Origin of the sequence: Mesorhizobium sp. M1163 (assembly GCF_040318415.1) — a bacterium.
In the GTDB taxonomy this organism is placed as follows: domain Bacteria; phylum Pseudomonadota; class Alphaproteobacteria; order Rhizobiales; family Rhizobiaceae; genus Mesorhizobium.
Genome location: NZ_JAMYMF010000053.1, coordinates 1 through 25,303, shown reverse-complemented (window position 1 = coordinate 25,303; position 25,303 = coordinate 1). Strand labels below are relative to the sequence as shown.

The following is a 25,303-nucleotide window of genomic DNA, read 5'->3' as shown; positions in this document are numbered from 1 at the left end:
CCCCCCCCCGCCCCCCCCCCCCCCCCCCCCCCCGCCCCCCCCCCCCCCCCCCCCCCCCCCGCCCCCGCCGCCGCCCCCCCCCCGCCCCCCCGCCCCCCCCCCCCCCCCCCCCCCCCCCCCCCCCCCCCCCCCGCCCCACCCCCCCCCCCCCCCCCCCCCCCCCCCCCCCCCGGCAGGTGAGGTCGCGAAAGTCCTAGTGGGAATCACGAGGCGCGCCGTTGCCGCGAAAGGTCCGCCAGCCGGAGAACATCGAGGAGATGATCGACTGCTTCGACATGATGTCCTCGCGCACCGCGGCATAGATATGGATGATCACGAAGCAGATGATCACCCACATGCCGAGATGGTGCCAGGTATGCACGTCCTGACTCTGACCGAGAAGTGGGATGACCCAGCTCGAGAACAGGTCGTACTGCCAGGACCCCATGCCGGCCCCCTCGCCGTAGAGCGCCAGTCCGGTCACGATCATGAAGATGGTGAACCAGACGAACAGGAAGTGCATGGCGAGCGTCGCGAGCGGGTTGTGCCCGGAACACTTCATCGGCTCGCTCACCAGCATGGCGTACCAGAGCACCTCGTGCCAGAGCTCCTTCCAGAACCGTCCGTTCCAGACAGGCGGGAGGAATATCTGCCGGGAATGCTCGTTGCCGGCGAAGACCCAGTAGATGCGGAATGCGAAGCCGACGATCAGGACATAGCCCGCAACGAAATGCAGGTAGCGTATCCAGCCGAAGAGGAAACTGGAACTCGCCTCGCCGCCAACCGCCGGCGGCGGCGAGCCGATCAGGTAGCCGGTGCCGGCAAGCATGAGGATGGCGAAGGCATTGACCCAGTGCCAGAGGCGCAGCGGCGCCTCGTAGACATAGACCCCTTCTTCGCCATGCGGAGTTTGGCTCGCGCTCATGGCCGCCCCCTAGCCGCCGAACACGAGCGTAGCGCCCGAGCCGGCAATGACCATGCCGAGCCCGGCGCGCGCCCAAGGCGACGACGCGAGCCTGAGGCCGATGCCGGTGCCGGCCAGATGCAGCGCCGCGGTCGAGAGCGTGAAGCCGGCAATATAGGCAAGTGCCGCGCCGGTCGTCTCGCTCGCATGGGCATGGCCATGGAAGAGGGCGAAGAACCCGGCAAGGCCGATGCCGAGCATGCCGGGAAGGCCGGCACCGGCGACGATCATGATGCCGAGAGCAAGCACGGATAGCGCGATCATGCCTTCGACCGCTGGCAGGCGGATGCCGGCAAAGGCCAACGCCGCACCCGTCATCATCATCGCCACGAAGGTTGCTGGGCCACCAGGACCCGCGACGGCATGGCCACCGCCGACCAGACCCCGACCGCCGCCATGGCGAGAAGGTGGTCGAGTCCCATCAGCGGATGGGCGATGCCGGCGGCGAACCCGTCGGCATGCCCTGCGCCGACATGGGCGAGCGCCGGGCTGGCAAGGACCGCGAGCGAAGCTGCGGCGCCAAGTTTCAGGATAGCGTGTCTCATTTCGATTCCTCCCCTAGCGCACTTTGACATTGGCAAGTTCCTGTCCGTCCGGACCCATGACATGGGTCGAACAGGCAAGGCACGGATCGAAGCTGTGGATCGTCCGCAGGATCTCGACCGGCTCCTCCGGCCGCTCCACCTTGGTCTCCATCAGCGACGCTTCGAAGGCGCCGATATTGCCGGCATGGTCGCGTGGCGAGCCGTTCCAGGTGGTCGGCACGACGCATTGGTAGTTTTCGATCCGGCCGTTCTTGATGCGTATCCAGTGGCCCAACGCCCCGCGCGGCGCTTCGGTGAAGCCGACCCCCTTGACTTCGGCGGGCCAGGACTTCGGATCCCATTTCTGGGTATTGGCCGTCGAGCTGTCTCCAGCCTTGATGGTGGCGATCAGCTTGTCCATGAAGTAGACCTGCTTGCGGGCCGCCCACTGTGCTTCCAGCGCGCGCGCAGCGGTGCGGCCGAGCGTCGAGAACAGCCCCGTCAGCGGTACGCCGAGTGCCCGCAGCGTCGAGTCGACCTGCTCCTTGATCTCCTCGTGGCCCTGGACGTAGCCGACGACATAGCGGGCGAGCGGCCCTACCTCCATCGCATGGCCGCGCCAGCGCGGCGCCTTGATCCAGGAATATTTCGCGCTCTCGTCGATTTCGCGGATGTCGGTGCGCGTGCCCTTGGCATTCGGCCCGAGCTGATAGTTCGGCTCCGTGATACCATCCCATGGATGCAGGCCCTTCGCCTCGTCCGGGTATTTGTACCAAGAGTGGGGCACAAACTCCTGGATCTGCTCGGGATCGCGCACGTCAACGGGCAGCACCTCTTTGAGGTTGCCATCGATGATCGCGCCCTGGGGCATCATCAGGTTGGCTGCCGAATAGTCGTTGGCTTTGTCGGGGATGTCGCCATAGGCAAGAACGCTCTTGCCCGACAGCCCGCCGCCATAGAGCCAGCCCTTGTAGAGACTGCCGATCGCGATGATGTCGGGGATGTAGACGTTGTCGACGAAGGCGATGGCGCGCTCGATGACGCTGCGGACGTAGTTCAGCCGCTCCATGTTGATCGGCGCGCCGGCCGCCATCTCACCGTCGATGTTGATCGCACAAGGCACGCCCCCCACCAGCCAGTTGGGATGGATGTCCTTGCCGCCGAAGATCGTGCGCGTCGTCATGATCTCCTTCTGGAAGTCAAGCGCTTCCAGATAGTGCGTCACCGCCATCAGATTGGCCTCCGGCGGCAGCAGATAGGCCGGGTTGGTCCAGTAGCCGTTCTTGAACGGCCCGAGCTGGCCGCTCTCGACGAACTTCTTCAGCCGGTTCTGGATGTCACGGAAATAGCCCGGCGAGGACATCGGGTGGCTCGGCGAAACCGCCTGCTGCAGCTCCGACGTCGCCTTCGGGTCGGCTCTCAATGCGTTAACCGGATTGACCCAGTCGAGCGCGTGCAGGTGGTAGAAGTGGACCAGATGATCGTGCACCTGCAACGAGAGCTGCATGATGTTGCGGATCGAATTGGCGTTCTCCGGGATTATGATGCCCAGTGCGTCCTCGACCGCACGCACCGAGGTGAGCGCGTGCGTGCCGGTGCACACGCCGCAGATGCGCTGGGTGAAGGCCCAGGCGTCGCGCGGGTCGCGGCCCTTGAGGATGACCTCGAGCCCGCGCCACATGGTGCCGGTCGAGACCGCGTTGCGGATGATGTTGTTCTCGTCGATGTTCACCTCGCAGCGCATATGGCCTTCGATCCGCGTGACCGGATCGACGACCACGCGCTGGCCGGAGGTGTCGAGATTGAAGCCGTTCGGCGTCTGGATGACCATCACTTGTTCCCTCCCTTTTCGCGCATCCGCTTGACCACGCTCGCCGCCGCATGCGCGGCCGCGGCGGCGCCGATGAGGGTCGCGGCCGTCGTGCCGATCCTGTCGGCATCGGCCTCGATGCCGAAGCCGTGGACGCGGGTCAGGCGGCTGTAGAAATCGCCCTTGTCCCAGAAGCCGTCCTCGGAGCAGCCGATGCAGGGATGGCCGGCCTGGATCGGGAAGGAGAGGCCGCCGTTCCAGCCCACCGTCGAGCAGGCGTTGTAAGTGGTCGGTCCCTTGCAGCCGACCTTGTAGAGGCAATAGCCCTTGCGCGCGCCCTCGTCATCGAAGGACTCGACGAACTGGCCGGCGTCGAAATGCGGGCGCCGATAGCATTTGTCGTGGATGCGCTGGCTGTAGAACATCTTCGGCCGGCCCTGCCGGTCGAGCTCTGGGAATTTTTCAAAGGTCAGGATGTAGGTGATGACGGCCGTCATCACTTCTGGGATCGGCGGGCAGCCGGGAACCTTGATGATCGGCTTGTCCGGCAGGCCCGGAACCTTATGGACGGGCGTGGCCCGCGTCGGGTTCGGCCGCGCGGCCTGCACGCAGCCCCAGGAGGCGCAGGAGCCCCAGGAGATGATCGCCTTGGCGTTGGAGGCGGCATGGTTGAGCTGGTCGACGAAGGGCTTGCCGCCGATGATGCAGAACATGCCGTCCTCGTTGAGCGGCGCATTGCCTTCGACCGCGAGGATGTAGTTGCCCTTGTACTGTTCGACGACCTCGTCGACGATCGCCTCGGCCTGATGGCCGGCGGCCGCCATGAGCGTGTCGTCATAATCGAGTGAAAGCATCGACAGCACGACGTCCTTGGCGAGCGGGTGCGCCGAGCGGATGAAGCTTTCGGAGCAGCAAGTGCATTCAAGCCCGTGCAGCCACAGCACCGGAATGCGCGGCTTGGACTCCATCGCGTAAGCTATTTTCGGCGCAAAGGCCGGTCCAAGGCCGAGGGAAGCCGCCGTCAGGCTGCAGAATTTCAGGAAACTTCGGCGGGTGATCCCCTGTCGGCGCATGACCTCGTAGAATGTTTGTTGCATCAGGCCTTCCTCCACAGGCGGCGGCGTCTCCTGGTGCCGCGGACATGCGAAGGCGGAGCAAGTCCGATGCCAGAGTTAAAAAGCCGAATAAATTCAAAACTCAGATGCTCTTCGAGGCGTTGACTTGTTCCGGTCGCCGGCAAAGGAGTGGAAACCGGACTGGCAGATTTCGAACAAAGTTTCCGCGATGCGGCGAGACGAGCGAAGAGGCCTGGCGGCGGGTGCCGACGGGATTTCGGCGGGCCTCGACCGACCTCGCCCAGAGCCACGCGCGGCTTGTCAGGACGGCCGAGCAGATCGCGCTTGGCCTGCGCGGCTACAGCAGACTGGGAATCGCGGGATTTGCACCATCTACTCGTCGCCGCTTGCGTTGAAACCGCTGTTGTCGGGTTTGTCGCATCCGCGACACGGTGATGTTCGGCCGCGCGCCGCCGCACTCGCAGCTAAGCCGTTGAATAAAATGCAGACTGGTTTGTCTGAGGCTGCACGTGCCGCGGTCGTGACCGGTCTTTCATTGCGTGAGGCCGAACGTGCGATTGCAGCTCCTGCCGCCGCGCAAAGAGAGGTTCAAGATTTGTGCCAACTGCGCTTGGCCGGCAGGTGGCATAGAGCGGCGCCTGAGAATGAAAGTGCCGGCCGCCCAGCCTTCATAGCCGTTCCTCCTTTGTGGCGTGACGGCCCGAAAGTCGCCATCGCGTCAGATGTTCATCAGGGTTCGGCATAGCCGGGGCTCGTCCGGCGACAGTCATGGCAGCGACTTCGCTTCTGGAGCCGCTCATCCGGCCGATAAGAACACATGCGCGTCCTAAGCCGTAATTGATCCGCCGGAGCTGACCAAAGCCACCTTGCTCTGGGTTGCGGCAATGGCGATTGCAGGCGAGAAGCCGAGAAGAACCGATGCCGCGAGGAGTCCTGAGGCCATCCGTCCACGAGACGTCACCAGGGAACGAAGTATTGCGTTCCGCGTTACACTACCGTATATACGTCCGCAGCACAGGAGCGCGCCATGGCCACCACAGCCACCAGGAAGGAAACACCCGTCTCGATGCGGTTTCGCGACGATGATCTCACCATCATCGACCGCGGCGCGGAGCTGCTCGGCCTGTCGCGCACGGAGTTCATGCGGCGCGCCGCGCTGCACGAGGCGCAGACGGCCATCCTCAACGAAACCGTCATCCGCGTGTCCCCGGAAGCTTATGACGCCTTCATGCAGGCGATCTCAGCCCCCGCCGCTGCGCCCCCGCCGAAGGCGGCCGAGCGGCTGCGTCGGTCCCCGCCCTGGGACCGCTAGGTGGCGGTTTCAGGCATCGAACTCCTCGACGACGCGCACCGCCTCGACAGCTTCGATTGCGGCAAGCCGGCGCTGAACGCTTGGCTGGCCGGCTTCGCGCGAACGAACCAGGTCCGCGGCTTTACCCGGGTCCTGGTCGTTCACGATGAGGGAACAGTCGTCGGCTATTACGGCCTCGCGCCGGGCGTGATCCAGCCAAACAGCGCACCGCGCGCCATCCGCACCGGACGCCCGCCCGATCCGATCCCCTGCCTGTTGATTGGACAACTCGCCGTCGACCATCGCTATGCCGGACAAGGCATCGGCAGCGGCCTGGTCAAGGACGCGCTGCATCGCTGCGTCGCCGGCGCCGACATCGTCGGCGGCCGCGCAGTGGTGGTGCGGGCGATCGACGCCGAGGCCGAGCGCTACTGGCAGAGCTGGGGCTTCATTCCCGCGCGGGACAATCCGTCGGTGCTCATGCGCTCGATCCAGGACGTGGGCCTCTGGCTGGCCGACAAAGGCCACTAGCTCCACGCGCGTAGCGCCTCCCGTAGCGGCAGCGTCCGGGCGCGCCGGCCTGCAGCCGGATGACGATCCCTCACGCAGGGCCAGAGGGAGACGGCGGTCAGAGCGAGGAAGCTAGCAATAATCTGGGCGACTGGGCTGCCTACCAGGTCCCGTCTCGTGAAGGCGCTAGAGGATACTGGATCCAGCCGCCAAAGACCGGGAGATGGCGCGACGCGCGGACTTTGGGATGATAGTCTGGGACGGCGCATCGCCCGGCACGGCCGTCAACGTGCTTCAGCTCGCCATCGCGAACAAGCCGTGCGTCATTTGCGATCTGGCCAGGGGCAGCATGGCGACTACGTACAATGTGGGAGACTGGTGCGCCATGCTCCGCGATGCCGGTCCAGACATTCGGCGCGCCAAGCCGAAGCCCGCATGGCCCCGGACGAGCGCCTGGCGTTGCCGGGATGATGTACGCGCGGTCCCGGCGGGTTCGACCCGATAGGCTTGATCCGGCCCCGCCCCCAACTCCACTTGAACGGCCGGGGCCGGCCCTTTTCGAAACCGGCCCACCGCCGCGTGACGTTTGCAGGATGATCGTCTTGACCCGTCTCGCATCTGAAGCGGGTGCAAGCCTGCCGAACATTCCGGCTGCTTGGTCATCCAACCTGGCTGCGAGGCATCGCCACCGTGGGGGTGGCGTTCGCTGCCAGTCGGCTCCGATCTCGAAACCGCTGCGCCGCCATACCGAACACGCAACTCGGTTTAAGCGCCAGGCTGCTGTTCGAGGTATTGACGACCCAGGCGACATGACCGGAAAGGCTGGCGGGGTAAGCAGCTTCCATCGATCGGGCGGCATTGCGGATGTGGCTGGCGATGGCGGCCTGAGTTCTTGTCCATCTGCCGCATAGCGGGTGGTCAGGTGCTGGCCGAAGCATTTGTCTCTCAAGGTCACCCCTTGGAAATCCAGCACCAGCGGCTTGTCGGGACAAGATAGATGCTATCGGGATTTGGCCGCCGCAGCCGCGAGCATCGCTTCTCCCATCCCATTGACGCCTCGGGCATTCAGCATTTCACCAGCGTTCTGAATGTCGCGCACCTCTTTGTTCTGGCTGAGTTTTGATTTACCAACCAGGCCGGTGATCTCGATTTCCAGGGCGACGATCCCCTTAACCATCGTGTCAATGAAGTCCTTCGGCGCGTCGCTCATCTTCCACGGGGCAGGCTGCGAGGCTTCATGCATGTGAGTGAGCTTCGCCACGTTACGGCGCACATAGCGCTCATCATCCCGGACAGTGATGCGTCCGTGGGCGTGGACGACGAGATAGTTCCATGTGGGCACCTGCTTATGGAATTCATGCTTGCTTGGATACCAGTTCGGCGAGATGTAAGCGTCGGCCGCACGGAAGATAACGAGGACTTCATCGCCATTGGCAACTTCCTCCCAGACTGGATTTTTGCGTGCAACATGGCAATTGAGGACGCCTTTGTCTCCCTTCGAGCGGTCAAGCTCGAAGGGAATGTGGTTCGCGTCGAGTGTGCCTTTGCTGTGGGTGACCAGGATACCGAGCGGATGTCTCCCGATTAGGTCAAGCAGGGTGTTGTGATCGGGGACGGCAAAATGGGGCGGAACGTACAACGGTGGATCTCCTGTCGCGAATGGGCGGTCGTTAGCGAGCGGCGGTGTCTTGCGGAACGGGCCCGGGCATCTTCGTTGCCGGCGAAGAGGGCCCCGGATCTCGCTGTCCACCATGCTCAAGAACTGCCATCGAGAAGTGGGCAGGCAGATCAGATGCCGCCGCGTATGAGTGCGGTTGGTCAGTGACAAGCCGCACACTCTCGCCTTGGCTCAAAATTACTGCGTGGGTACCCACCACGACACTTAGGGACCCCTGAGTCACCGAGATCAGCTCGCGCGTATCCGGACTATGAGCATCTGCGGAAAACACGTCGCCCGGCATAATGGCCCAGCTCCACAGTTCGAACATCGTTCGTCCCGAGATCGATGAATGAAGTTGTGCAAAGCTTCCTTTAGCGCTCGTCCAAAGCGTCCTCGTCTCTGTCCGCTCAATAGGAAGGCGAACTGTGGAAGGATGGTCATTCAACAAATCGGCCACCGAAAGCGAAAACGCCGCCGCCAGTCGGCAAAGTATGCCGATGCTGGGGTTCGCCTTGCCTTGCTCCAGCGTGACGACGGTTCCCTTGGATAAGCCGCTCAGTTTTGCCAGTCGATCCAGGGTCAGGTTTTGGTCGCGCCTCAATTGTCGGATCCGAACCGCTATCGCTTGGCCAAGCACCCGCTCGGGGTCCAACGCTGTCGTAACATCGGTCATTATATTGACTTAGTGCCTCGGCTCACTTATTACGGTCAATATAATGACCGGCCTGAAATTGTGCAACTGCCCCGTTAGCGAGGAAATGACCGATGCGTTTTGAAACAAAGGCGATCCATTGCGGCCGAGCTGTCGACGCTTCCACAGGGGCGGTGTCCCTGCCGCTGCACACCAGCACGACGTTCCGACGTAGCGTCGACGGCTCGTTTCCTTCCGGATTCGAATACACGCGGGATGGAAATCCGACGCGCAACGCGTTCGAAATGGCCATGGCCGCGCTCGAGGGCGGAGAAGATGGCATTGCCTTCGCGTCGGGCATGGCTGCAATCGCTGCAGTCTTTGAGAGCCATCCGTCGACGGGTCGGATCGTTCTGCCGGATGACATGTATTTCGGCATTCGTTCGCTGATTGACGAGACCGACATTGGATCTCGCTTCGACTTTGCGGCCGTCGACATGCGCGATCTGGATGCCGTGCGCGCCGCGGTCACGTCGAAGCGGACTGGCCTCGTCTGGGTCGAGACGCCGTCAAACCCGATGATCCGCGTTGTCGACATTTCGGCCATCTGCAAAATCGCGCACGAGGCTGGCGCCTTGGCCGTAGTGGACAACACGTGGGCAACTCCAGTGCTTCAACGGCCCCTCGAAGTTGGGGCGGACGCGGTCATGCACTCGGCGACAAAGTACATCGGCGGCCACTCGGACTTGATGGCGGGCGTCGTCATTGTCCCGCACTCGTCACCCCTCGGTCGCCCACTGCGGATGGTCCAGAGACACAAGGGCAGCGTCGCAGCGCCATTCGACTGTTGGCTGGCATTGCGGGGCCTGCAGACATTGTCGGTACGCGTGCGCGCGCATTGCGAAGGCGCCCAGAAGGTTGCTGAGGCTTTGGCGTCTCATCCGCGTGTCGAAAAAGTACTTTTTCCTGGCCTGCAAACTGATCCGGGACACGATCTCGCTAAGCGGCAAATGAGCCATTACGGAGCGATGCTATCCTTTATCGTCAAAGGCGGAGCCGATGCTGCGATGGCTGTGGCCGGCCGCCTCGAGGTTGTTGCCCGGGCGACAAGCCTTGGCGGGACGCACTCTCTGATTGAGCATCGCGCATCCGTCGAGGGTGCCAAGTCCAAGGCGCCAGGCGGATTACTGCGAATCTCAGTGGGACTTGAGCATCCTCAGGACATTGTCGATGATCTGATGCAGGCCCTAGGCGGAACCTTCAAAGCGGCAGCCGAATGACGCGGGTGCAAGAACTCTGGCAGCGCTTTACGTGGCGGCTGGCGCAGCAATGCGGCCTGCTACGGTTGGGCGCCTAGATCAGGCAAAGCATCTTCGACGATGCTTAGATTTCGATCGAAAATCTCGGTGTCGGATGCGTTGGCGCGGAGAGACCGCACCTTGTTCAGGATCGCCGCAACCGCCGCTTCAGGCCTGGCGATGCGGCTCGACCTTTTCGAGGAAACCGCCGGTCTGCATCAGCTCGGCGATCTTCTTGTGCGCGACTAAACGGTCGAGACCGTCGAGCTCGCCCCAGACCGCCTAGCGCTCCGGCGTCACCTCCAGCCCGGCGAGAAAGTCCTCATTGTCCTTGAGGCTCACCGCCGCATTGACGGTGAGGATATTGACCGCCGGCAGCCGGTGGCGCTTGCCGGCCTCGAAATCATTGAAGTCATGCGCCGGCGTGATCTTGACCGCACCGCTGCCTTTTTCGGGATCGGAATACTCGTCCGCCACCACCGGGATCCTGCGGCCGACGATCGGCAGGATGAGGTTCTTGCCGACGAGATGCCGGAAACGCTCGTCGTCGGGGTGGACTGCGACAGCCGTATCGCCCAGCATCGTCTCCGGCCGGGTCGTCGCAACGGTGATGAAGGTCTTCGGATTTTCCGGATCGAAGGTCATGCCTTCGACCGGATAGCGGAAGTGCCAGAGGTTGCCGTTGACTTCCTGCTGCTCGACCTCGAGATCCGAGATGGCGGTCAACAGCTTCGGGTCCAAGTTCACAAGGCGCTTGTCCTTGTAGATCAGCCCTTCCTTGTAGAGCGTCACGAACACTTCGAGCACGGCCTTGGACAGGCCCTCCTCCATGGTGAAGCGCTCCCGGCTCCAGTCGGCCGAGGCCCCGAGCCGCTTCAGCTGGTTGAGGATGGCGCCGCCGGATTCTGCCTTCCATTCCCACACCTTGTCGATGAACTCATCGCGCGTCAGGTCGCGGCGGTGGATCTGATTTTGCATCAGCTGGCGCTCGACCACCATCGCGTGGCGATGCCGGCATGGTCCATGCCTGGTTGCCAAAGAACGTTCTTGCCGCGCATGCGCTCGAAGCGCACCAGAATGTCCTGCAGCGTGTTGTTGAGCGCGTGGCCCATATGCAGCGAGCCGGTGACATTCGGCGGCGGGATGACGATAGTGAAGGCTTCAGCCCCCTCCTCGGCCCCGGCACCGGCCCGAAACGCCTTTTCAAGCGTATTATGTTTTTTGTGCATAGACCAACGAGTTGAACGGCGGCCCCATAAATCGCCGATGTGATAGGTCGGGCAAAGGCGTCCACCAGCTCGTACTTGTCAGGACGATGCCACCCTTGATCTTGCACCCGCCTCCGATACCAGCGATGCGCTGCGTCATATGCTCATGCCTGTCAGGATGGGATGGGCGCTGCTAGCACCGTGGCAGTTTGACAACCCGGCCATCGGGGCGGTAGCACCGTCCAAGACCAAGAGTCGCAGGGCAGACCGCACCCCATCGGGCTGCGCGACCCAGACCAGCTGACGCCCAACTGGCACACTCATCGCGCATCAGCACCGTGGATGCGACATCTACTTTGTTTACTTTGTTGCGAGCGCGATATCGGAACTTGGTTGTGACGCAGCTGTGCGTAAGCGCACCGCTGTCAGCAAGTGAGTGAGCGAAAGAACTACGTGGTGGAGGTGAGAAGTCATGCGGCGTCAAGATTCCCCGCCCTTTGCGGCAAACACACTGATCCCTCTTCAGAATCCGGTCTTTCGTTCGATCTGGACAGCCACGCAGATATCCAGCCTTGGCTGGCTGGTGCAGAGCGTGGCTATAAGCTGGCTTATGGCAACGATTTCAGCCTCCGATCTGATGGTTGCGCTCGTGCAGGCTGCATCGACACTGCCCGCCTTCTTCTTGTCGATCCTTGCTGGAGCGATTGCAGACAGCTTCAGCCGCCGCGGCGTGATGCTTGCCGGACATTGCCTGATCGCATTGGCATCCACGGCGCTGGCTCTCTCTGTTGGACTGGGCTTTGTCAGTCCATGGCTGATCTTGGGACTGAGTTTCTTGGCGGGATGCGGCTTTGCCTTGAATGATCCAGCCTGGCACGCCTCGGTCGGCGACATCCTGGAAAAGCGCGACATACCCGCTGCAGTGACGCTGATGTCGGTGGGGTACAACGTGGTTCGGAGCATAGGACCGGCGCTGGGCGGTGTAATTTTGGCTTTGCTGGGCCCCCTTACGGCTTTCGCCTTCGCTGCGCTGACCGACCTGGTCCCATTGAGCGCTGTCCTGCGCTCCAAGTGGCAAGTTCGTTCTTCGCCTCTTCCGCGCGAGCGGATGACGACGGCCATTCATGATGGCATGCGCTTCACGGCAATCTCCTCGGAGATCAGAGTGGCGATCGTGCGTGCAACCCTGTTCGGGCTGTCAAGCATCTCGATCCTTGCTCTGCTCCCCCTCCTGGTTCGCGACCAACTGGCGGGGGGGCCAATTGTTTACGGCGTCCTGTTGGCCGGCTTCGGCACTGGCGCCTTCATCGCGGGCATTGGCAATAGCTACTTGAGACGCATCACGTCCCAAAATCGATTGATCACGCTCGCGTCCGTTGCTTGCGCAACGTGTTGCCTTTTACTGGCTCTCACATCATCGGTGGCTGTAGCAGCGATCGCGCTTGCAATCGCTGGCGCCGGCTGGGTTGTCACCTGGACCGGAACCGACGTGTGTGTGCAGTTGGCAAGCCCAAGGTGGGTCGTTGGTCGCACCCTGTCGATCTATTACGCCCTGACCTACGGCGGCATGGCAGCGGGCAGCTGGATCTGGGGTGCTGTCGCGCAGTACTATTCCCTGACGTGGGCTTTGGAAGGTGCTGCAGCGGCGCTGTTGCTGGTTGCAGCTGTGGGAAAGCTATTGCCGGTACGGCTATGGGAGGAATCGGATCAAGGGGCCTTCGACTTCAGGCCACCAGAACTGGCCCTCGATTTGAAGCCCAGGAGCGGCCCGATCGTGATCAAGGTGGAGTACTCGATCCCCGAGGAGAATATCGAGGAATTTCTGAGCTGCATGCGCGAAAGGCGGCGCGTTCAGAGCCGTGCCGGTGCGCGGGACTGGACCCTCCAGCGCGATCTTCAGAACTCGACTCTTTGGACCGAGACATTCCGCACGCCGACATGGACGGACTATCTTCGTCTAAACCATCGGCTAACGGTGACTGACAGGGAGGTAGGCGAGCGCCTTGCCGCTCTGCGGGTCGGTGATTCTCCTCCTCGTCTCTCACTTTCGATCGAGCGGTCGACAAGCCCCGCCCCCGGCAGCCAAGTCCAGCCTGTGCCCTTTGTATCGCGCCCGTAAGGAAACCAGTAACTTTTCTGGGCTCGGACACGGGAATGGCCGAGACCTACTCCTTCTCTCGTCGGGTCAGCCCGGATTGCCATACCTTGCGGCCGGTTAGGCGAGCATGAGGATTTGTGTGGCACGTATGTCCACCACGGGCCCATGTCCAGCCCCACCGCCTCTGCCATCAGATCGGCTTGGGGACGGGTTCAGGTCGCCTGTCCCCGTGCATCGCGGCGAGCAGCGGGGAGCAAGGGGGGCGGAGGGGTCTCGCCGGGCACGGAGTGAAGCGGGCAGACGGAGGAATCCGCCACCTGCGGCGCGACAATGAAGCTGCGAGCGTTGCCTCAATCAAGATGAGAATGCTGGCGGGTTGGAACGCAGGGAGGGCGTAGCCCGACTGGAGTTTCAACCCGCCAGCGCCGCCGCCTTTTCGGGCTTCAGCGCGCGCGTGGATTTTCTGCATTTAGCTGCAGCGAAGGTCCCGGTGGTGCGGTGGAAGCGCACCCGGGGCATCTTGGACTTATTATCCAGGACTGCTGCATTGCCACAGCAATGGTCACAACCTGCTAGGGTCCGGACCCATAAAGGGTTCCACTGACGGTGGTTTTATGATTCACGGTCTCCAAAGGGAGGCCACCGATGAATCGCGATTATTTCTGGCTGACCGAGGAGCAGTTTTCGCGGCTGCAGGCGCTGCTGCCAACCGACACGCGCGGCAAGCGCTGGCGGTCCTCCGGCTGAGGTCCTGATCGACTCTTCGGCCGTGAAGGCGCATCGCTGCGCTTCTGCCGGCAAAGGGGGGAGCAAAATCAGGCGATTGGCCGGTCGCGCGGTGGGCGAACCACGAAGATCCACGCCCTGACCGATGGCCTGTGCCGCCCGATCGCTTTCCTCTTGACCGGTGGCCAGGTCGCCGATTGCAGCGCCGGAGATTTGCTTCTGGAGCAGATGCCCGAGAGCCCGATCCTGCACGCCGACAAGGGCTATGACACCAATGCCATTCGCCACAAGGTCGAGGCTAAAGGGGCGATGCCGAACATTCCGTCGAAAGCCAACCGGCGCTGGAAGAACTGCTTCTCCCCTTCCTCTACCGTGATCGCAACGCCATGTTTGGACGGCTCAAGGATTTCCGCCGCATTGCCACCAGCTACGATCGATCGGCCACTAACTTCCTCGCTGCCGTCTGCCTCGCCGCTACGGTCGGTTACTGGCTGTGACAGTTGTCCTCGACAAACAGAAGCGAACTTGCGCCCTGAAGCAGGGTGATCGCTTCAGAAACGGTGCGAAGGAGTATGTCACTCGCCGGCTCGATGTCGTGGATGAGGCCGGCGGCCTCACCAATCATGATCGCGGCTATCGTGGGATCGCCGCTTGCCCACGCTTCGCGGTAGGCAGCGGACTGCGCGTCAATGTCGGCGAGGAGATGGGCCTCATTGCCGTGCCAGGCTTCCGTAAAAGCATTCTTCCGAACGCGCAGTGAAAACCGCGATGGCCAATCCAGGCGGCGCGCTAGGTCCATCACCGAGGTTCGAACCGTGTCGTCTCCGGTCGCCGCAAGGGCAGCCTGGTGCAGATTTGGATGAACGAGAGCCTCCAACGAGGCCCAGAAACGTGATCCCATCACGACGCCATCAGCGCCAAGCATCAGCGCCGCTGCAAGCCCACGACCATCGGCGATGCCACCGGCCGCGCAGATGAGCGTGTCCGGCGCCCGTCGCCGTACCAAGTTCGCGACCTCCGGAACAAATGTGAATGTCGCTCGCTTCTCACCGTGACCGCCGGCTTCCGCGCCTTGGGCGACGACGATGTCGGCTCCGACATCAAGAGCGCGGCGCGCGTCGTCGAGGCTCTGGACCTGGCAGATCAAGGGGACCCCGGCGGCCCGTATCGCCGGCGAAAAAGGCGCCGGGTCGCCAAAGGATAGGAAAATCGCACTTGGTCGCCGCTCCAGGGCCTTCTCGAGTAGGCGCGGGTTCCTGGCGAGTGACCATGTTATGAAGCCGCAGCCGACAGGTCGGTTGCCAGATCGCTCGAACTCTCGCGTCAGCCAATCAGCGTCGCCATAGCCGCCGCCGATAAGCCCAAGCCCTCCGGCTGAACTGACGGCACCTGCGAGTTCCCCGCCCGATGCGAATGCCATCGGCGCGCTGATGATCGGATGCTGCAGTTCAAGCCGATCAGTGAGACGGGTTACGATGCGCATCATCACTCCAACAGATTGCCTTGAGTATCGCAGGTTCGGTTGATTCTATCGAGCCCCGCTCAGCGCCCCGCGATTAACGGCAACCAGAGCCCCCAGTCGACCGACGGTTATGAGTCCGGACCTTAGTACTACAGTTGCGGATGCCGATGCCGTTTGTAGTGACAGATGGTGGCCGCAGCCTGATGTCGTCGTCGCCATAGCGACCAGGCGATGATGAAGGGCTTTTGTGTCGGTGGGAAGATGAGGATCCGGGCGAGGAGATAGCGGATCTCGGGGACGCTCGGGACGAGCGCAGCCATCCGGATCAGGCGGCGATTGGCTCCTTTGGACTCGTTTCGTTCGGTTTGCTCCATGCGCTGCGGCGAAGATCAGCCGATAGCTTCGAGAGGAATGCCAGGGCGGCCATGCACAGGCTCATGTGGCGATGCCATCCGTGCCAGGACCGAGCCTCGTAATGATCAAGTCCGAGATCATCCTTGGCGCGCTCAAAGCACTCCTCGATCGCCCAGCGCAGGCCGGCCACTGCCGCCAATTCGGCCAAGGAGGAACCGGGCGGGGCGAAGACCAGGTAGTAGGCTTTTTCTCCGGATGTCGATCGCTTGCGGCGGACGAGAAGCCAATGCTCGAAGCCGCCTTTTGACGTCCAAGGGCGGCGGATGCGTGCCCAGTCGTAGAGCCGAGGGCCTTTGGCGCCTTCACCTGCCGCATGACAGGCCCAGTCGTCGGGCTCGAACTCGCTGGCCAGTTCCTCGGGCGAGGTTTCCTCAAACAGACGATCCCCTCCCCGGCGCATGAAGTGAGCGCCTCGAACCGCCAAGACATAGGGCTGCTCGCGAGCTTCCAGCATCCGGCGAAGGCTGCTGTCCGCCCCGTAGACAGCGTCGCCCAGAACGTAAGCGCACGGGACGCCGGCATCGAGCGCCGCCTCGACCATGGCGCGCGCCATCTTTGGCTTGGTCGCAAACTCGACCATCTCCGGGATCGACGCTCTGGCACATCGCGCCCGATCCCTTGTCCAGCTCTCCGGCAGATAAAGGCGACGATCGACCAGCGCTTGGCCGTAGCGGCTCGCGTAAGCCAAGAACACGCCGACCTGGCTGTTCTCGATCCGCCCCGCCGTTCCCGAGTACTGACGCGCGACACCGGCGGAACGATCGCCCTTCTTCACAAATCCCGTCTCGTCGACGATCAGGACACCATCCTCAGCGACTGCATCCGATAGGGCCGCTCGGCTCCAGACTGCTCAGCCATCAGCCAGCCTGTCTTGCGCTCAATGCCGGAAAGAAGGCCGTCAAGGAAATCTGCGCCCGTCTCCCGCAACTCACGACGAGGAAGCACCCGCCCAACCCGCGCCTTCAGCGTTGTGAGCGGCCAACAAGCATCCGGCCCGTGGGGCCGACTCGTCTCCCGGTCGTGTGAGCAGAAGAACATCGCGAAGTGCGGCTTCATCCTCGACGCCGCGAGCCTGCTCGCCGTACCGCGGCCGCCGAAAGCCCTAGGCGCTGTCACCAGGCGCCAGCCCACCTCTCTAGCTGGCGGACCATCGCATCGAGCGCGCCGATGGCCGCACCTGCAGTGATTGCAATGCAATGCGCCGCAACTGTTTGGGTCGGCGGCAGCCCTGCGCAACCAGCCGGCACCGCCGTCGTCGGCGGGCTTCCGTGGCACCGGGAAGAGTGCCGTGGTGGCGCAGGAGGGCTTTGGCTCAGAACCATGGAACACGATGAATGATCGGGGCGCTTTTTGTAGAGCGAACGATAAGTCTTGCACGACCAGCCATTTATCCCTCGCCAAATCAATGCCGCGGGCAATTGGCAGGCGAACTCCGTCCGGACTTCAACGCGGGCAAAGAAGTTGTGTAGCCATGTCACGAAATGCTTGGTCCGCTTCTCTGCCGGCCGATGGTCCATGAAATCCCCTCCCCACCCATGACACCAGACACCTCCTTGCCAATAGACCGATCAAGCACTGGCCTCCATGGTACCAGCGTGAACTCGCGCGCCTTCTCGACTATGACGTACTTGCCGCTGGCAAGGTCGATCGAGCGGCGCAATCGACCCTCTATTCGATCACCAGGCTGCGCTTCGGAATACGAGAGTCCGAGTTCGTCAGACAGTTGACCGGCAACACGGTTCAGCTCACGTTGACGCAGCATCGAAAGCATGTTGGCGCGATAGACGATCCGGTCCTGCTCTTCCCGAGCAAGACCTTGCGCAATCAGCCACTGCCGTCGGCGGCCTTGCGCCTCTCGGACATCGCGGCCGAAACCAGAGCTGTGCAAGGCCTCCGGTGTGTCGGAAACCAGCTCTCGATCGAGCCAGGTGGCGCCGTCGAACCTGACTTGTCTCTCCAGCGGCATCGATGAGAGCTTGTGAACCGTGACAGGCTCGGCCCTCGCTCGCTTACGCTCGTAGTCAGACACACGGTCGAGATGATCCGGTGCGACGATCCAGGTGCCGTCCGGCTCGCGCTCGACACGACCGGTCGCCCGGCGGATCGCCTCCAGTCGCCGCACGTGCGTTTCGGCAAAGCGTTCGGTGGCCGACGGGTCATGCTTGAGATGGATATCGATGCTGTAGCGCGCGTCATTGGCCGTGGCGATCTCGGCAATTGTGCGGTCGACTTGCCTTGGCCCGGTGTCCCTCGGCGTGACCCGCACTATGCAGCCCTCTGGCGTCGGTTGGGTGGCCTCGCCTTTGCCGATATCAACATAGTGGCTTTTGCCGTCCACGCCGTCGACGACGAGGTAATGGCGGTCAGTGATTTCGTCGGCCAGGCCGCGCGCAACGATGCGGCCAACGACAGGCTGCATCTGCTCTGCAGATCGATCATGGACAACATAGTCGGCGGCACTGCGGGCGAGCCCCTTGCCGGTCAGTTCGCGGTGCATGGTCTTGATGATGTCGCCCCGCTCGCCGATGCGGCGCAGCGTCGCTTCAAGCTCGCCATCAAGGCGCCAGCGGCCCGAGCCGACTTCCTCAGCCAGACCCATCCGCTCGAGCTTGCGCAGGCGGCCCTGGTGCAGCGTCTGGCGAAACGTGTCTCGGCTGGCCGGTGAGACATGCCCCTCATGGTCGCGCATGCGGAGCAGCTGCCGATCGATGCTGGTGAAGCGTTCCCGCTCCATTTCCTGGCGCAGGCGTTGCTCGATCTCGCGGTCCGTTCTCGGGCCAAGGTCGAGGCTGACCAGCTCGGCCGCCTGTTCACGGATTCCAGACGAGATGTAGTCTCGCGCGATGACAAGATTTTCGCCGCGGTCGTCCTTGCCGCGGACGATAATATGGGTATGCGGATGACCAGTGTTGAAATGATCGACAGCGACCCAGTCGAGCTTGGTGCCGAGGTCTCCTTCCATCTGCGCCATGAGGCGCCGCGTGAGCGGCTTGAGGTCGTCATACTCGATGCCGTCTTCAGGTGCGACGATGAAGCGGAACTGATGCCGGTCGCCATCGGCACGATCGATGAACGCCTTGCCATCGACGCGGTCGCTGTCGGCGCTATAGAGCTCGCCAGGCTCGCCTTCCCGGGTGACGCCGTCGCGCTGGAGGTAGCGAAGGTGTGCACGTGCCCCGTCAACACCCTTGCCGGCCAGCTTGACGATACGCGCCTTGACGACGGCGCGCCGCTGCCGAAACGCCGCGTGGCGATCGCGCGCTCTGAGAACGGCGGCAGCAGCCCCGCCGCGCCCCGCCCGGCTTCCGATGAAGCGGCCACGGCGACCGCTGCCGCCGCCGGCTCGGTTGATCGCGGCGCGAATCTGGCCGGCGAAACGCTTGCCTGCCTTCGAGCCGCGCGATCCGATTTTGCCCAGGCTCGGCTTGAACTCTTCATCCTGCATTGAGCCTCCTAGTAATCTTTAACAAAATCACATGTTTGTCGGCAGCAGCTCTCCTGACGCTGAAGGCAGCCTCCGTGAAAAACGATGTGCAGACAAAGACTTCGCCGGCTCCAGGAGGCGATGCCTTTATCTTGCCTTCAGCGGACCTGCCTCCCTGCCTTCCTGCCCCGACCCACGGTACCCCTGCCCTCACCTGCGATCCGGCCGGCCTGACCTTGCTCGCTCCGATCCGAGCGGCACCACAATTTGGCCATTCGGATCGGTCGCGGAAACACCGTTTCGCAGGAAAAACAGCGACTGCCCGGACGGGATTTCCGGCGCTTTTCCGGAACGGGATTTGCCGGTGAACGCGTCCATGTCGGCGGCCGAGATCCCCGCCGCCTTGAGCTCTTCCAGATACGAAACCGTCTCGCTGGGCAGCGGTCGCCCACGCTGCAAATGCTGTTCGTAGCGGTCCGGCCCAGCGTTATAGGCGGCAAACAGGCCGGGAAAGCCGAAGCGGTCATACATGGCGCGCAGATAGGCAGTGCCTGCCAGAATGTTGTCGCGAGGGTCGTGCGGATCGGCTCCCAGGCCAAGCTCTGCGCGCACCTCCTCGTAGGTGCCGGGCATCACCTGCATGAGGCCAATGGCGCCGGCGCTCGATGTGATCGGCCGTCCGTCCACCATTGTCTGCCCCCGGCTTTCGGCATCCATGACGGCATAAATCCAGGGCTGTGGAATGCTGAATCGCCGGCTTGCTTCGGCCACCAAGGGCTGCCATCGTTGGAGCTGCGGACCACGGGAGATGGCGGCCGGCTGAGCGTCGGTCGCGGCGGAACAGGCGCATGGCGCTATCGCGACCATGCCCAGCATCAGGAGGGTTACTCGGTCCATAGCGGCACGAGCCTCCCGGCAATATTTTCGGCCGGCACCGGCCCGAAATAGCGGCTGTCGAAGGAGCGGTTTCTATCGTTGCCGAGCAGGAAAAACTCGTCGGCGGCGAGCTTGCGGCAGGCATTCCACCAAGGCAGCGGACGGTGCTGCGTGTCGGTTGCCAGCCGGCGCGCGACAATCTCGCCGCCGATGATGATGGCGTCGCCGAAGGCGCAGACATGCTCGCCAGGCAGCGCGGCAAGGCGCTTGACCAGCGGCACATTGCTGGGCAGATAGAAGCGTTCGGCGGCGAGATCGGCGACCGGTTTTGGCGGGCGGACGAGCACGAGGTCGCCCCGAGCCGGTGATCCGGACGCGACGCGATAGAGGCCGACCGGCGCACTGGCCGAGGCGTTCCAGACCAGCCAGGGCGATGGTTTGCCGAAGGCGGCGAAGCCGATCAGGCTGAGGCCTGCACTAGCCACGGCGATCGTCTTGCGCGCCCGAATGCGCCGCAGATGGCTGCCGATCAGACGGATAGTGGGACGCCGGCTCATGAGCGGCCTCCCTCACCGGCCGAGCCGGAATCGTGCCCGGCATCCTCGGGCCTGGTCTCCTGCGCGCGTCCCTTCGACCAGTCGTCGAGCTCGTCGATGTGATAGCGGACATAGCGGCCGTGCTTGCGAAATTGCGGGCCGCCGCCTTTGAGCCGCATCTTCTCCAGCGTGCGCTGGGACAGCCCGATATAGAAGGCGGCCTGCGCGGTGTTGAGAAACGGACTGCCCTTCTTCGCGCGGGCCGCGCGTTCGTTTTCGTCGTCCATGATGATCCTCGTTTCGCTACGGACAAGCGAAGGCGAGGATCGGCGAGCGAGATCGTTTTGGGGACGGGCGAAGAGTGGGGGGCGAGTTTTCGCCGCCCCCTCCCGAAAGAGCCCCGCGCCGGTTGCGGCGCGGGGCTCGAGGCTGGCGGTTCAGTCGACCGGGTTCCAGATGATGGCGTATGTGTCGTCGTCATCCTGGCCGGCGGCGCGGCCGAGATTGGCGTAGAGCTTGCGCGGGCCGAACTCCGGGGCGGCAATCGACAGGCTCACATAGTCCTTGCCGGAGGTCTCGCCGGTGCGGATCCAGCCGGCCCCTACTTCGACCCCTTGCGTCAGCACCCGGAAGTCGGGATGGGTGTCGGCGCTCTTTGCCTGATTGGGCACGATTTCGATGTCGGCGCGGACGCTAAGCGTCTTGAGCTGGCCCTTGTAGCCGCCGTTTTCCTGTTTGGTAACGTATCCGATCGCGGTCATTTTCAGTCTCCTTTGGTGCTCGTAGGGGACCATTCCCCTGCGATGGCGGACCGTGATGGGCGCGTCCGGACCGCCGGAACCGGGACGGCCGCAGCGATAGCGGAGGACCCGAGCGGGCAGCTTTTTTGAAGCGAAGCGGCGCGAGGAAGCCGCCGCAGGCGGCGGGGAAAAAAGCTGCTGGCGAGGGTTTCGGGCGGGCCGAATCCGCCCATAGGTCGTCAAGCCAGCCGCAGGGGAATGGTCCCTGAGACCCATGGAGACAGGTGGCGCGATCGGCGGCACAACGAACAGGCCAATGCAGGGCGCCGGCGGCGCGGGCTCTGTCGGCAACCGGATCGGACAATTGGCCCCATGCGCCTGGCGCCTCGGCAAGCAACCCGGCGTGGTGCAGGGCTGCCGAAACGGGGGCGAATTGGCGTCGGGATTTCTCGCGCGCGGCACTGACTCGACAAGACGAGCAATCGGCAGCCGGCGCGGCCCGGAGCGGCGCGCGCGACCTGAGCTGCGGCACTCGAGAGAACCGCCGCTCGGGCCCTGATCGACTATTCGCGCGCGAACAGCGGCTGCACTTGTGCCCACTGATCGGCGGTGCGGAAACCGCCGCGACTGGTGTAGCTTTCGGCGGGGAATTTCATCCAGCGCGGCAGCCAGGTCTCGACCCTGAGGCGGCCATTCTCGCCCGCCAGGAAGTCGCGGATGATCTTCTTTTGCGTCTTGACCTTCTCGGCGACATTGCCGTCCGCGACCAGCTTGCCGCCGACCTCGGCCAGCATCGAATTGGCGATTTCCTTGTCGCGCAAGAGGTCGAAGAAGGCATCGTCCGGTTGCCACCATGTGCCCATATCGACGTTCAGATGGTTGCCGAGCGCCTCGATGACGGTGCTGCCGGCTGCAGACGTCTCGGCCATGACAAGGGTGAGAACGCGCATGACATCGTCGTCGCACAGCGCCAAGAGGCGCGCGAACACGCCGGCGATAGCAAAGGCGTCGCCATTGCCGCCGGCGACCACGCCATCCTCATCCGGTGATCCGAGCAGGGCCAACACTTCGCGCCGCTTTTTGCCGAATGCAGCTTCAGCCTTGCAGCCGGCAAGGCTGGCAGTCACCGTCTCGTTGGCTGCGCGCTGTGGCTCACGGCGCACCTGCCACAAGCCGGAACCGGTGATGGCGTGCGCCACCACGAGGCGCAGCGCCACGGCGGGATGGTCGAGCATGGCCGCACGCACGGCAGCATGGCGATGCAGATCGACATAGTTCTGCATCAGGCCGGTGAGTTCGGGGCGCGGCGGCTTGGCGGCTGTTTCGTCTTGCTCACCGCCCTCGCGGGCGCGGCGGGCTTGCTTGTGTGACAGCCAGCCCTCGTGACACTCGACCTCGCCGCGATACGTGACCGCGATGAAGACCTTGCCGCCCTTCTTCTTCGGGGTCTTCTCGTGGTCCCATGGGTGGAAATACTGGCCCGGCTCCAGCAGCACCACCTCGCTCCAGCCGTCGTTGAGATAGGTGTCGCGTCTGGCGGCAATCGCTTCGTTCTGCTTTTGCCAGAACAGGTCGGCATCGGCGAAATAGCTGTCCACGCCGAACAGGTCCGAGGTGATCAGGCCGGGGTATTCGTCGATGGCAAACAGCGCCACCTTGGTGGAAATCGACTGGCCGCCGAACAGCCATTGCTTCAATTGAAAGCCACGCGGCGCGTATTGATCGGGATCGGCACAGAGTGCCAGCCAGTCCTTCTGCTGCGCCTTGGACGCCATGGTGAGATGGCGCGCCGTCTCGGCGTCGATCTCCTCGCGCCGATAGGCTTCGCGGATTTTGGGCAAGAGGTAGCCAAGCGCCAGAATGCGTTTGACCTTCAGGTCAGTGATGCCGAAGGTCGCAGCGATGTCCGGAACGGTGCGGCCTTGCCTGACGAGCCGCGAAAACGTCTCCCATTGCGATACTTCGTCAGGATCGAGGCGGGCGAGGTTTTCGATCAGCGAGGCTTCCAGCGCATCGGCGTCGTCACCGTCCTCCATGATGGCGCAGGGCAAGGGATCGCCTTCGCCGCGCTCGTCGGCAAGCGATTTCGCGGCGAAATAGCGCCGCCTGCCGGCGACGATCTCGAAGGTTTCCGGCTGGCCGTTCGGCCGCACAAGGAGAGGCACCAGCACGCCGCGCGCACGCACGGAGGGCAGGATGTCGGATATGTCGGGCGCGCGTTTTCCATGGCGCATGTTGAGCGCGCAAATGTTGAGCTGATCCAAGGGAATGTGGGCAAGCTGCATGGTTACTCTCCTTTCGCTTTGGTTGAGGTTGTCCCCGCCGCAGAGGCCGAAGGCCGGCGCGGCGGGACGGTTTTTGCGCCTATCGGCGCTGCTGTTCCGCCGTGTCGGGCGGAAGCTCGGAATGGGGCTTTGAAAGGGCCTCTGCTGCCTGCCGCAGAAGTCGCTCGGCCTCGGTGATGTGGCCGCAAATGCGGGCGGCTTCGGCATAGACGGAGAGCGGAAAGCGCGCCTGGAAATGCAGGTCACGCTCGATGCCGAGGCCAAGCGGACCTTTTACGGATGCAAGCTCGGCCAGACTGACGCTGCCGAGTTCGGGGAAGCCGAAGCCGAGATCGCAAAGGCCGAACAGCGTGTCGCCATCGGCGTCGAGTTCGGTCAAAAGCCACGTCGCGGCACCTGTCGGATTAAACAGTTTCACAACGGGAAAATGGTCGACGTCGGCGTCGGCGGCGCCATTGGCGAGCAGTCGTGCGCGCAGTGGATCGGTGATCAGGATCATGGAAAGACTCCTTGTCAGAACAGGTCGAGTTGATTTCTGCTGGCTTCATCGAAGAGGCCGATATCGAGCGGCTTTTGCGCCGCGCGCGGACGCATCGGCGCGTCCATCAGGAGGGTGAGCCGATCGCGCGTGGTGATCGGCCGGACACGGGAATGAGCATCTGCTCGCCTGGCGGCGTCGGCTCGGTCGCGGTCAGTTGAGGATCGCGCATCGTCATGCCGCAATCCCTTCCTGCGCCTCGCCTTCGGCATCGGCCTGAAGGCCAAGCAGGAAATCGGCGGCCTTGGAGGCAAGACTGGCGGCACGGAAGATCGCGCGGTTGTCCTCGCGCAGCACCTTTAGCCATGAGCCGATGTAATCGGCATGACGCACGGTCGGCTCGATACCGAGGTTGCTGCAGACGAAGGCGGCAGTGATTTCGGCGACCAATTCTTCACGCGCGTAAGCCTTGGAGCCGAACGAGCCGGAGAGGTCGCGAGCAAGCCGCGTTGGGTGGCCGGTCCAGTGGCCAAGCTCGTGAAAGCAGGTCCGGTAATAGTCGATCTGGTGATGGAACGCCGGCTGCGGCGGCACCTGAATGTGGTCGCTGCCCGGCATGTAGAAAGCGCGATCGCCGCGGACCCTGAAATCCGCACCGCTGGCGCGAATGAGCGTCTCGGCCCGCGGCACGATCTCGCACTGAGGCAGCGGCTCGGCGGCGGCATAGAGGTGTTCCGGAAGATTATCGCACTGCGCGACATTGAAGACGGTGAAGCGCTTCAAAAAAGGCACGGCCTGTGGTTCATCGCCCTCGTGGCGTGCGCGCTCCTTCTCGTCCTTGGGGACAAAGCGGTCGGCATGCACGATGGTCGTGCCGCGCTCGCCCTTCCTGACATTGCCGCCAAGCACGAGCGCCTGCCGGAAGGTGAGCCAGTTCTGGCTGGGATAGCTGCGCTCGATGACCGCGCCCCACAGGATGAGGATATTGATGCCGGAATAGGTGCGCCCAGAGGATGCATTCCTCGGCAGGCCAAGGCCTGCCTTTGCGCTGCCCCATGGCTTGACCCATGGCACGGTGCCGCGCTCCAGCTCGGCAATGATCCGGTCGGTGATCTCCTGATAAAGGCTGGCGCCGGGGCGCCCGCCCTTGCCTGCGCCAGCCTCTGTGCTGGCACAACGCTTGCTGTTTGCATGCATCGTCTCATCCTCCGCTCGCCAATCGCCGCGTCTTTCCCCGGAAGATCCCATGGGGCGGTGGAGGCAGCGCTCGATCCCAATCTCGCGTGCCTGCCCCCGTGAGTGGGGTGGGCGGC

Annotated in this window: 22 protein-coding genes and 3 pseudogenes; 7 read left to right on the top strand and 18 right to left on the bottom strand. The window is 63.5% G+C overall.

The genetic code is table 11. From position 1 onward, the window contains the following. Positions 1 to 193: 193 nt before the first annotated feature. The 5 genes from cybH to NKH43_RS32350 are packed head-to-tail and all read right to left on the bottom strand — an operon-like array spanning position 194 to position 4,374. Positions 194 to 904, bottom strand: a complete 711-nt coding sequence (gene cybH, locus NKH43_RS32370) for a Ni/Fe-hydrogenase, b-type cytochrome subunit (RefSeq protein ID WP_023679113.1) — start codon at positions 902 to 904, stop codon at positions 194 to 196. A gap of 9 nt (positions 905 to 913) precedes the next feature. Beyond that, entirely contained in the window at positions 914 to 1,267 is a 354-nt protein-coding gene (locus tag NKH43_RS32365; RefSeq protein WP_280952126.1) for a HupE/UreJ family protein, read from the bottom strand. Next, a complete protein-coding gene (locus NKH43_RS32360; protein ID WP_051406206.1) occupies positions 1,264 to 1,488 on the bottom strand; it encodes a HupE/UreJ family protein in 225 nt (74 codons plus the stop codon). Before NKH43_RS32360 ends, NKH43_RS32365 begins: the two co-directional genes overlap by 4 nt. Positions 1,489 to 1,501: 13 nt before the next feature. After that, on the bottom strand, positions 1,502 to 3,298 hold the full coding sequence (locus NKH43_RS32355) for a nickel-dependent hydrogenase large subunit (protein ID WP_023679114.1): 1,797 nt from the start codon (positions 3,296 to 3,298) through the stop codon (positions 1,502 to 1,504). After that, a complete protein-coding gene (locus NKH43_RS32350; protein ID WP_023679115.1) occupies positions 3,298 to 4,374 on the bottom strand; it encodes a hydrogenase small subunit in 1,077 nt (358 codons plus the stop codon). The genes NKH43_RS32355 and NKH43_RS32350 overlap by 1 nt, the downstream gene beginning before the upstream one ends. 1,006 nt (positions 4,375 to 5,380) lie before the next feature. On the opposite strand from NKH43_RS32350, the gene NKH43_RS32345 reads away from it, so the two are divergent. Both NKH43_RS32345 and NKH43_RS32340 read left to right on the top strand, forming a co-directional pair. Next, on the top strand, positions 5,381 to 5,665 hold the full coding sequence (locus NKH43_RS32345) for a type II toxin-antitoxin system TacA family antitoxin (RefSeq protein ID WP_023679116.1): 285 nt from the start codon (positions 5,381 to 5,383) through the stop codon (positions 5,663 to 5,665). After that, positions 5,666 to 6,175 carry a GNAT family N-acetyltransferase gene (locus NKH43_RS32340; protein ID WP_352861600.1) on the top strand — a complete coding sequence of 170 codons (510 nt, stop codon included), beginning with the start codon at positions 5,666 to 5,668 and terminating at the stop codon, positions 6,173 to 6,175. A 979-nt stretch (positions 6,176 to 7,154) separates the two neighbouring features. Here NKH43_RS32340 and NKH43_RS32335 read toward each other — a convergent pair. Beyond that, positions 7,155 to 7,793 (bottom strand): FMN-binding negative transcriptional regulator, encoded by a 639-nt coding sequence (locus NKH43_RS32335; protein WP_352861598.1) that lies wholly within the window; start codon positions 7,791 to 7,793, stop codon positions 7,155 to 7,157. Between the two features lie 31 nt (positions 7,794 to 7,824). Further along, complete coding sequence (locus NKH43_RS32330; protein WP_352572066.1) at positions 7,825 to 8,487, bottom strand: helix-turn-helix domain-containing protein; 663 nt, start codon at positions 8,485 to 8,487, stop codon at positions 7,825 to 7,827. 92 nt (positions 8,488 to 8,579) lie between these two features. On the opposite strand from NKH43_RS32330, the gene NKH43_RS32325 reads away from it, so the two are divergent. Both NKH43_RS32325 and NKH43_RS32320 read left to right on the top strand, forming a co-directional pair. Continuing rightward, positions 8,580 to 9,725: a trans-sulfuration enzyme family protein gene (locus NKH43_RS32325; protein ID WP_023679121.1), complete on the top strand. Its 1,146-nt coding sequence runs from the start codon at positions 8,580 to 8,582 to the stop codon at positions 9,723 to 9,725. A gap of 99 nt (positions 9,726 to 9,824) precedes the next feature. Next, positions 9,825 to 9,992: a hypothetical protein gene (locus NKH43_RS32320; RefSeq protein WP_198023621.1), complete on the top strand. Its 168-nt coding sequence runs from the start codon at positions 9,825 to 9,827 to the stop codon at positions 9,990 to 9,992. Here NKH43_RS32320 and NKH43_RS32315 read toward each other — a convergent pair. After that, a pseudogene (locus tag NKH43_RS32315) lies at positions 9,915 to 10,942 on the bottom strand (class I tRNA ligase family protein); the annotation flags it as partial. The gene NKH43_RS32320 and the pseudogene NKH43_RS32315 sit on opposite strands and share 78 nt — an antisense overlap. 481 nt (positions 10,943 to 11,423) lie before the next feature. On the opposite strand from NKH43_RS32315, the gene NKH43_RS32310 reads away from it, so the two are divergent. Both NKH43_RS32310 and NKH43_RS32305 read left to right on the top strand, forming a co-directional pair. Next, the gene (locus NKH43_RS32310) at positions 11,424 to 13,070 is read left to right on the top strand and encodes an MFS transporter (RefSeq protein ID WP_031213434.1); all 1,647 of its coding nucleotides are present in this window, start codon (positions 11,424 to 11,426) and stop codon (positions 13,068 to 13,070) included. A 700-nt stretch (positions 13,071 to 13,770) separates the two neighbouring features. After that, positions 13,771 to 14,272: pseudogene (locus tag NKH43_RS32305) on the top strand (IS5 family transposase); the annotation flags it as partial. Here the strand turns inward: NKH43_RS32305 and NKH43_RS32300 are convergent. The 9 genes and pseudogenes from NKH43_RS32300 to NKH43_RS32260 all read right to left on the bottom strand — a co-directional run bounded on the left by NKH43_RS32300 (position 14,260) and on the right by NKH43_RS32260 (position 24,011). Beyond that, entirely contained in the window at positions 14,260 to 15,258 is a 999-nt protein-coding gene (locus NKH43_RS32300; protein ID WP_352861596.1) for an NAD(P)H-dependent flavin oxidoreductase, read from the bottom strand. The pseudogene NKH43_RS32305 and the gene NKH43_RS32300 overlap by 13 nt on opposite strands. 304 nt (positions 15,259 to 15,562) lie before the next feature. Then, a pseudogene (locus NKH43_RS32295) lies at positions 15,563 to 16,689 on the bottom strand (IS701 family transposase). Between the two features lie 436 nt (positions 16,690 to 17,125). Next, positions 17,126 to 19,096, bottom strand: a complete 1,971-nt coding sequence (rlxS, locus tag NKH43_RS32290) for a relaxase/mobilization nuclease RlxS (RefSeq protein WP_023679655.1) — start codon at positions 19,094 to 19,096, stop codon at positions 17,126 to 17,128. A gap of 189 nt (positions 19,097 to 19,285) precedes the next feature. Continuing rightward, on the bottom strand, positions 19,286 to 19,942 hold the full coding sequence (locus NKH43_RS32285) for a lytic transglycosylase domain-containing protein (protein ID WP_502901342.1): 657 nt from the start codon (positions 19,940 to 19,942) through the stop codon (positions 19,286 to 19,288). Between the two features lie 17 nt (positions 19,943 to 19,959). Next, positions 19,960 to 20,508: a signal peptidase I gene (gene lepB, locus NKH43_RS32280; RefSeq protein ID WP_023679654.1), complete on the bottom strand. Its 549-nt coding sequence runs from the start codon at positions 20,506 to 20,508 to the stop codon at positions 19,960 to 19,962. Beyond that, positions 20,505 to 20,774 carry a helix-turn-helix transcriptional regulator gene (locus NKH43_RS32275; RefSeq protein WP_023679653.1) on the bottom strand — a complete coding sequence of 90 codons (270 nt, stop codon included), beginning with the start codon at positions 20,772 to 20,774 and terminating at the stop codon, positions 20,505 to 20,507. The genes lepB and NKH43_RS32275 overlap by 4 nt, the downstream gene beginning before the upstream one ends. A 150-nt stretch (positions 20,775 to 20,924) precedes the next feature. After that, positions 20,925 to 21,248 (bottom strand): DUF736 domain-containing protein, encoded by a 324-nt coding sequence (locus tag NKH43_RS32270; protein ID WP_352861592.1) that lies wholly within the window; start codon positions 21,246 to 21,248, stop codon positions 20,925 to 20,927. Between the two features lie 542 nt (positions 21,249 to 21,790). Then, positions 21,791 to 23,512 carry a ParB/RepB/Spo0J family partition protein gene (locus NKH43_RS32265; protein ID WP_352861590.1) on the bottom strand — a complete coding sequence of 574 codons (1,722 nt, stop codon included), beginning with the start codon at positions 23,510 to 23,512 and terminating at the stop codon, positions 21,791 to 21,793. A gap of 79 nt (positions 23,513 to 23,591) precedes the next feature. Beyond that, positions 23,592 to 24,011, bottom strand: a complete 420-nt coding sequence (locus tag NKH43_RS32260; protein ID WP_352572076.1) for a DUF2958 domain-containing protein — start codon at positions 24,009 to 24,011, stop codon at positions 23,592 to 23,594. An 11-nt stretch (positions 24,012 to 24,022) separates the two neighbouring features. On the opposite strand from NKH43_RS32260, the gene NKH43_RS32255 reads away from it, so the two are divergent. Next, positions 24,023 to 24,211 carry a hypothetical protein gene (locus NKH43_RS32255; RefSeq protein WP_352578909.1) on the top strand — a complete coding sequence of 63 codons (189 nt, stop codon included), beginning with the start codon at positions 24,023 to 24,025 and terminating at the stop codon, positions 24,209 to 24,211. Positions 24,212 to 24,224: 13 nt separating this feature from the next. Here the strand turns inward: NKH43_RS32255 and NKH43_RS32250 are convergent, their stop codons facing one another. After that, positions 24,225 to 25,187 (bottom strand): ArdC family protein, encoded by a 963-nt coding sequence (locus NKH43_RS32250; protein ID WP_352788689.1) that lies wholly within the window; start codon positions 25,185 to 25,187, stop codon positions 24,225 to 24,227. Positions 25,188 to 25,303 lie beyond the last annotated feature (116 nt).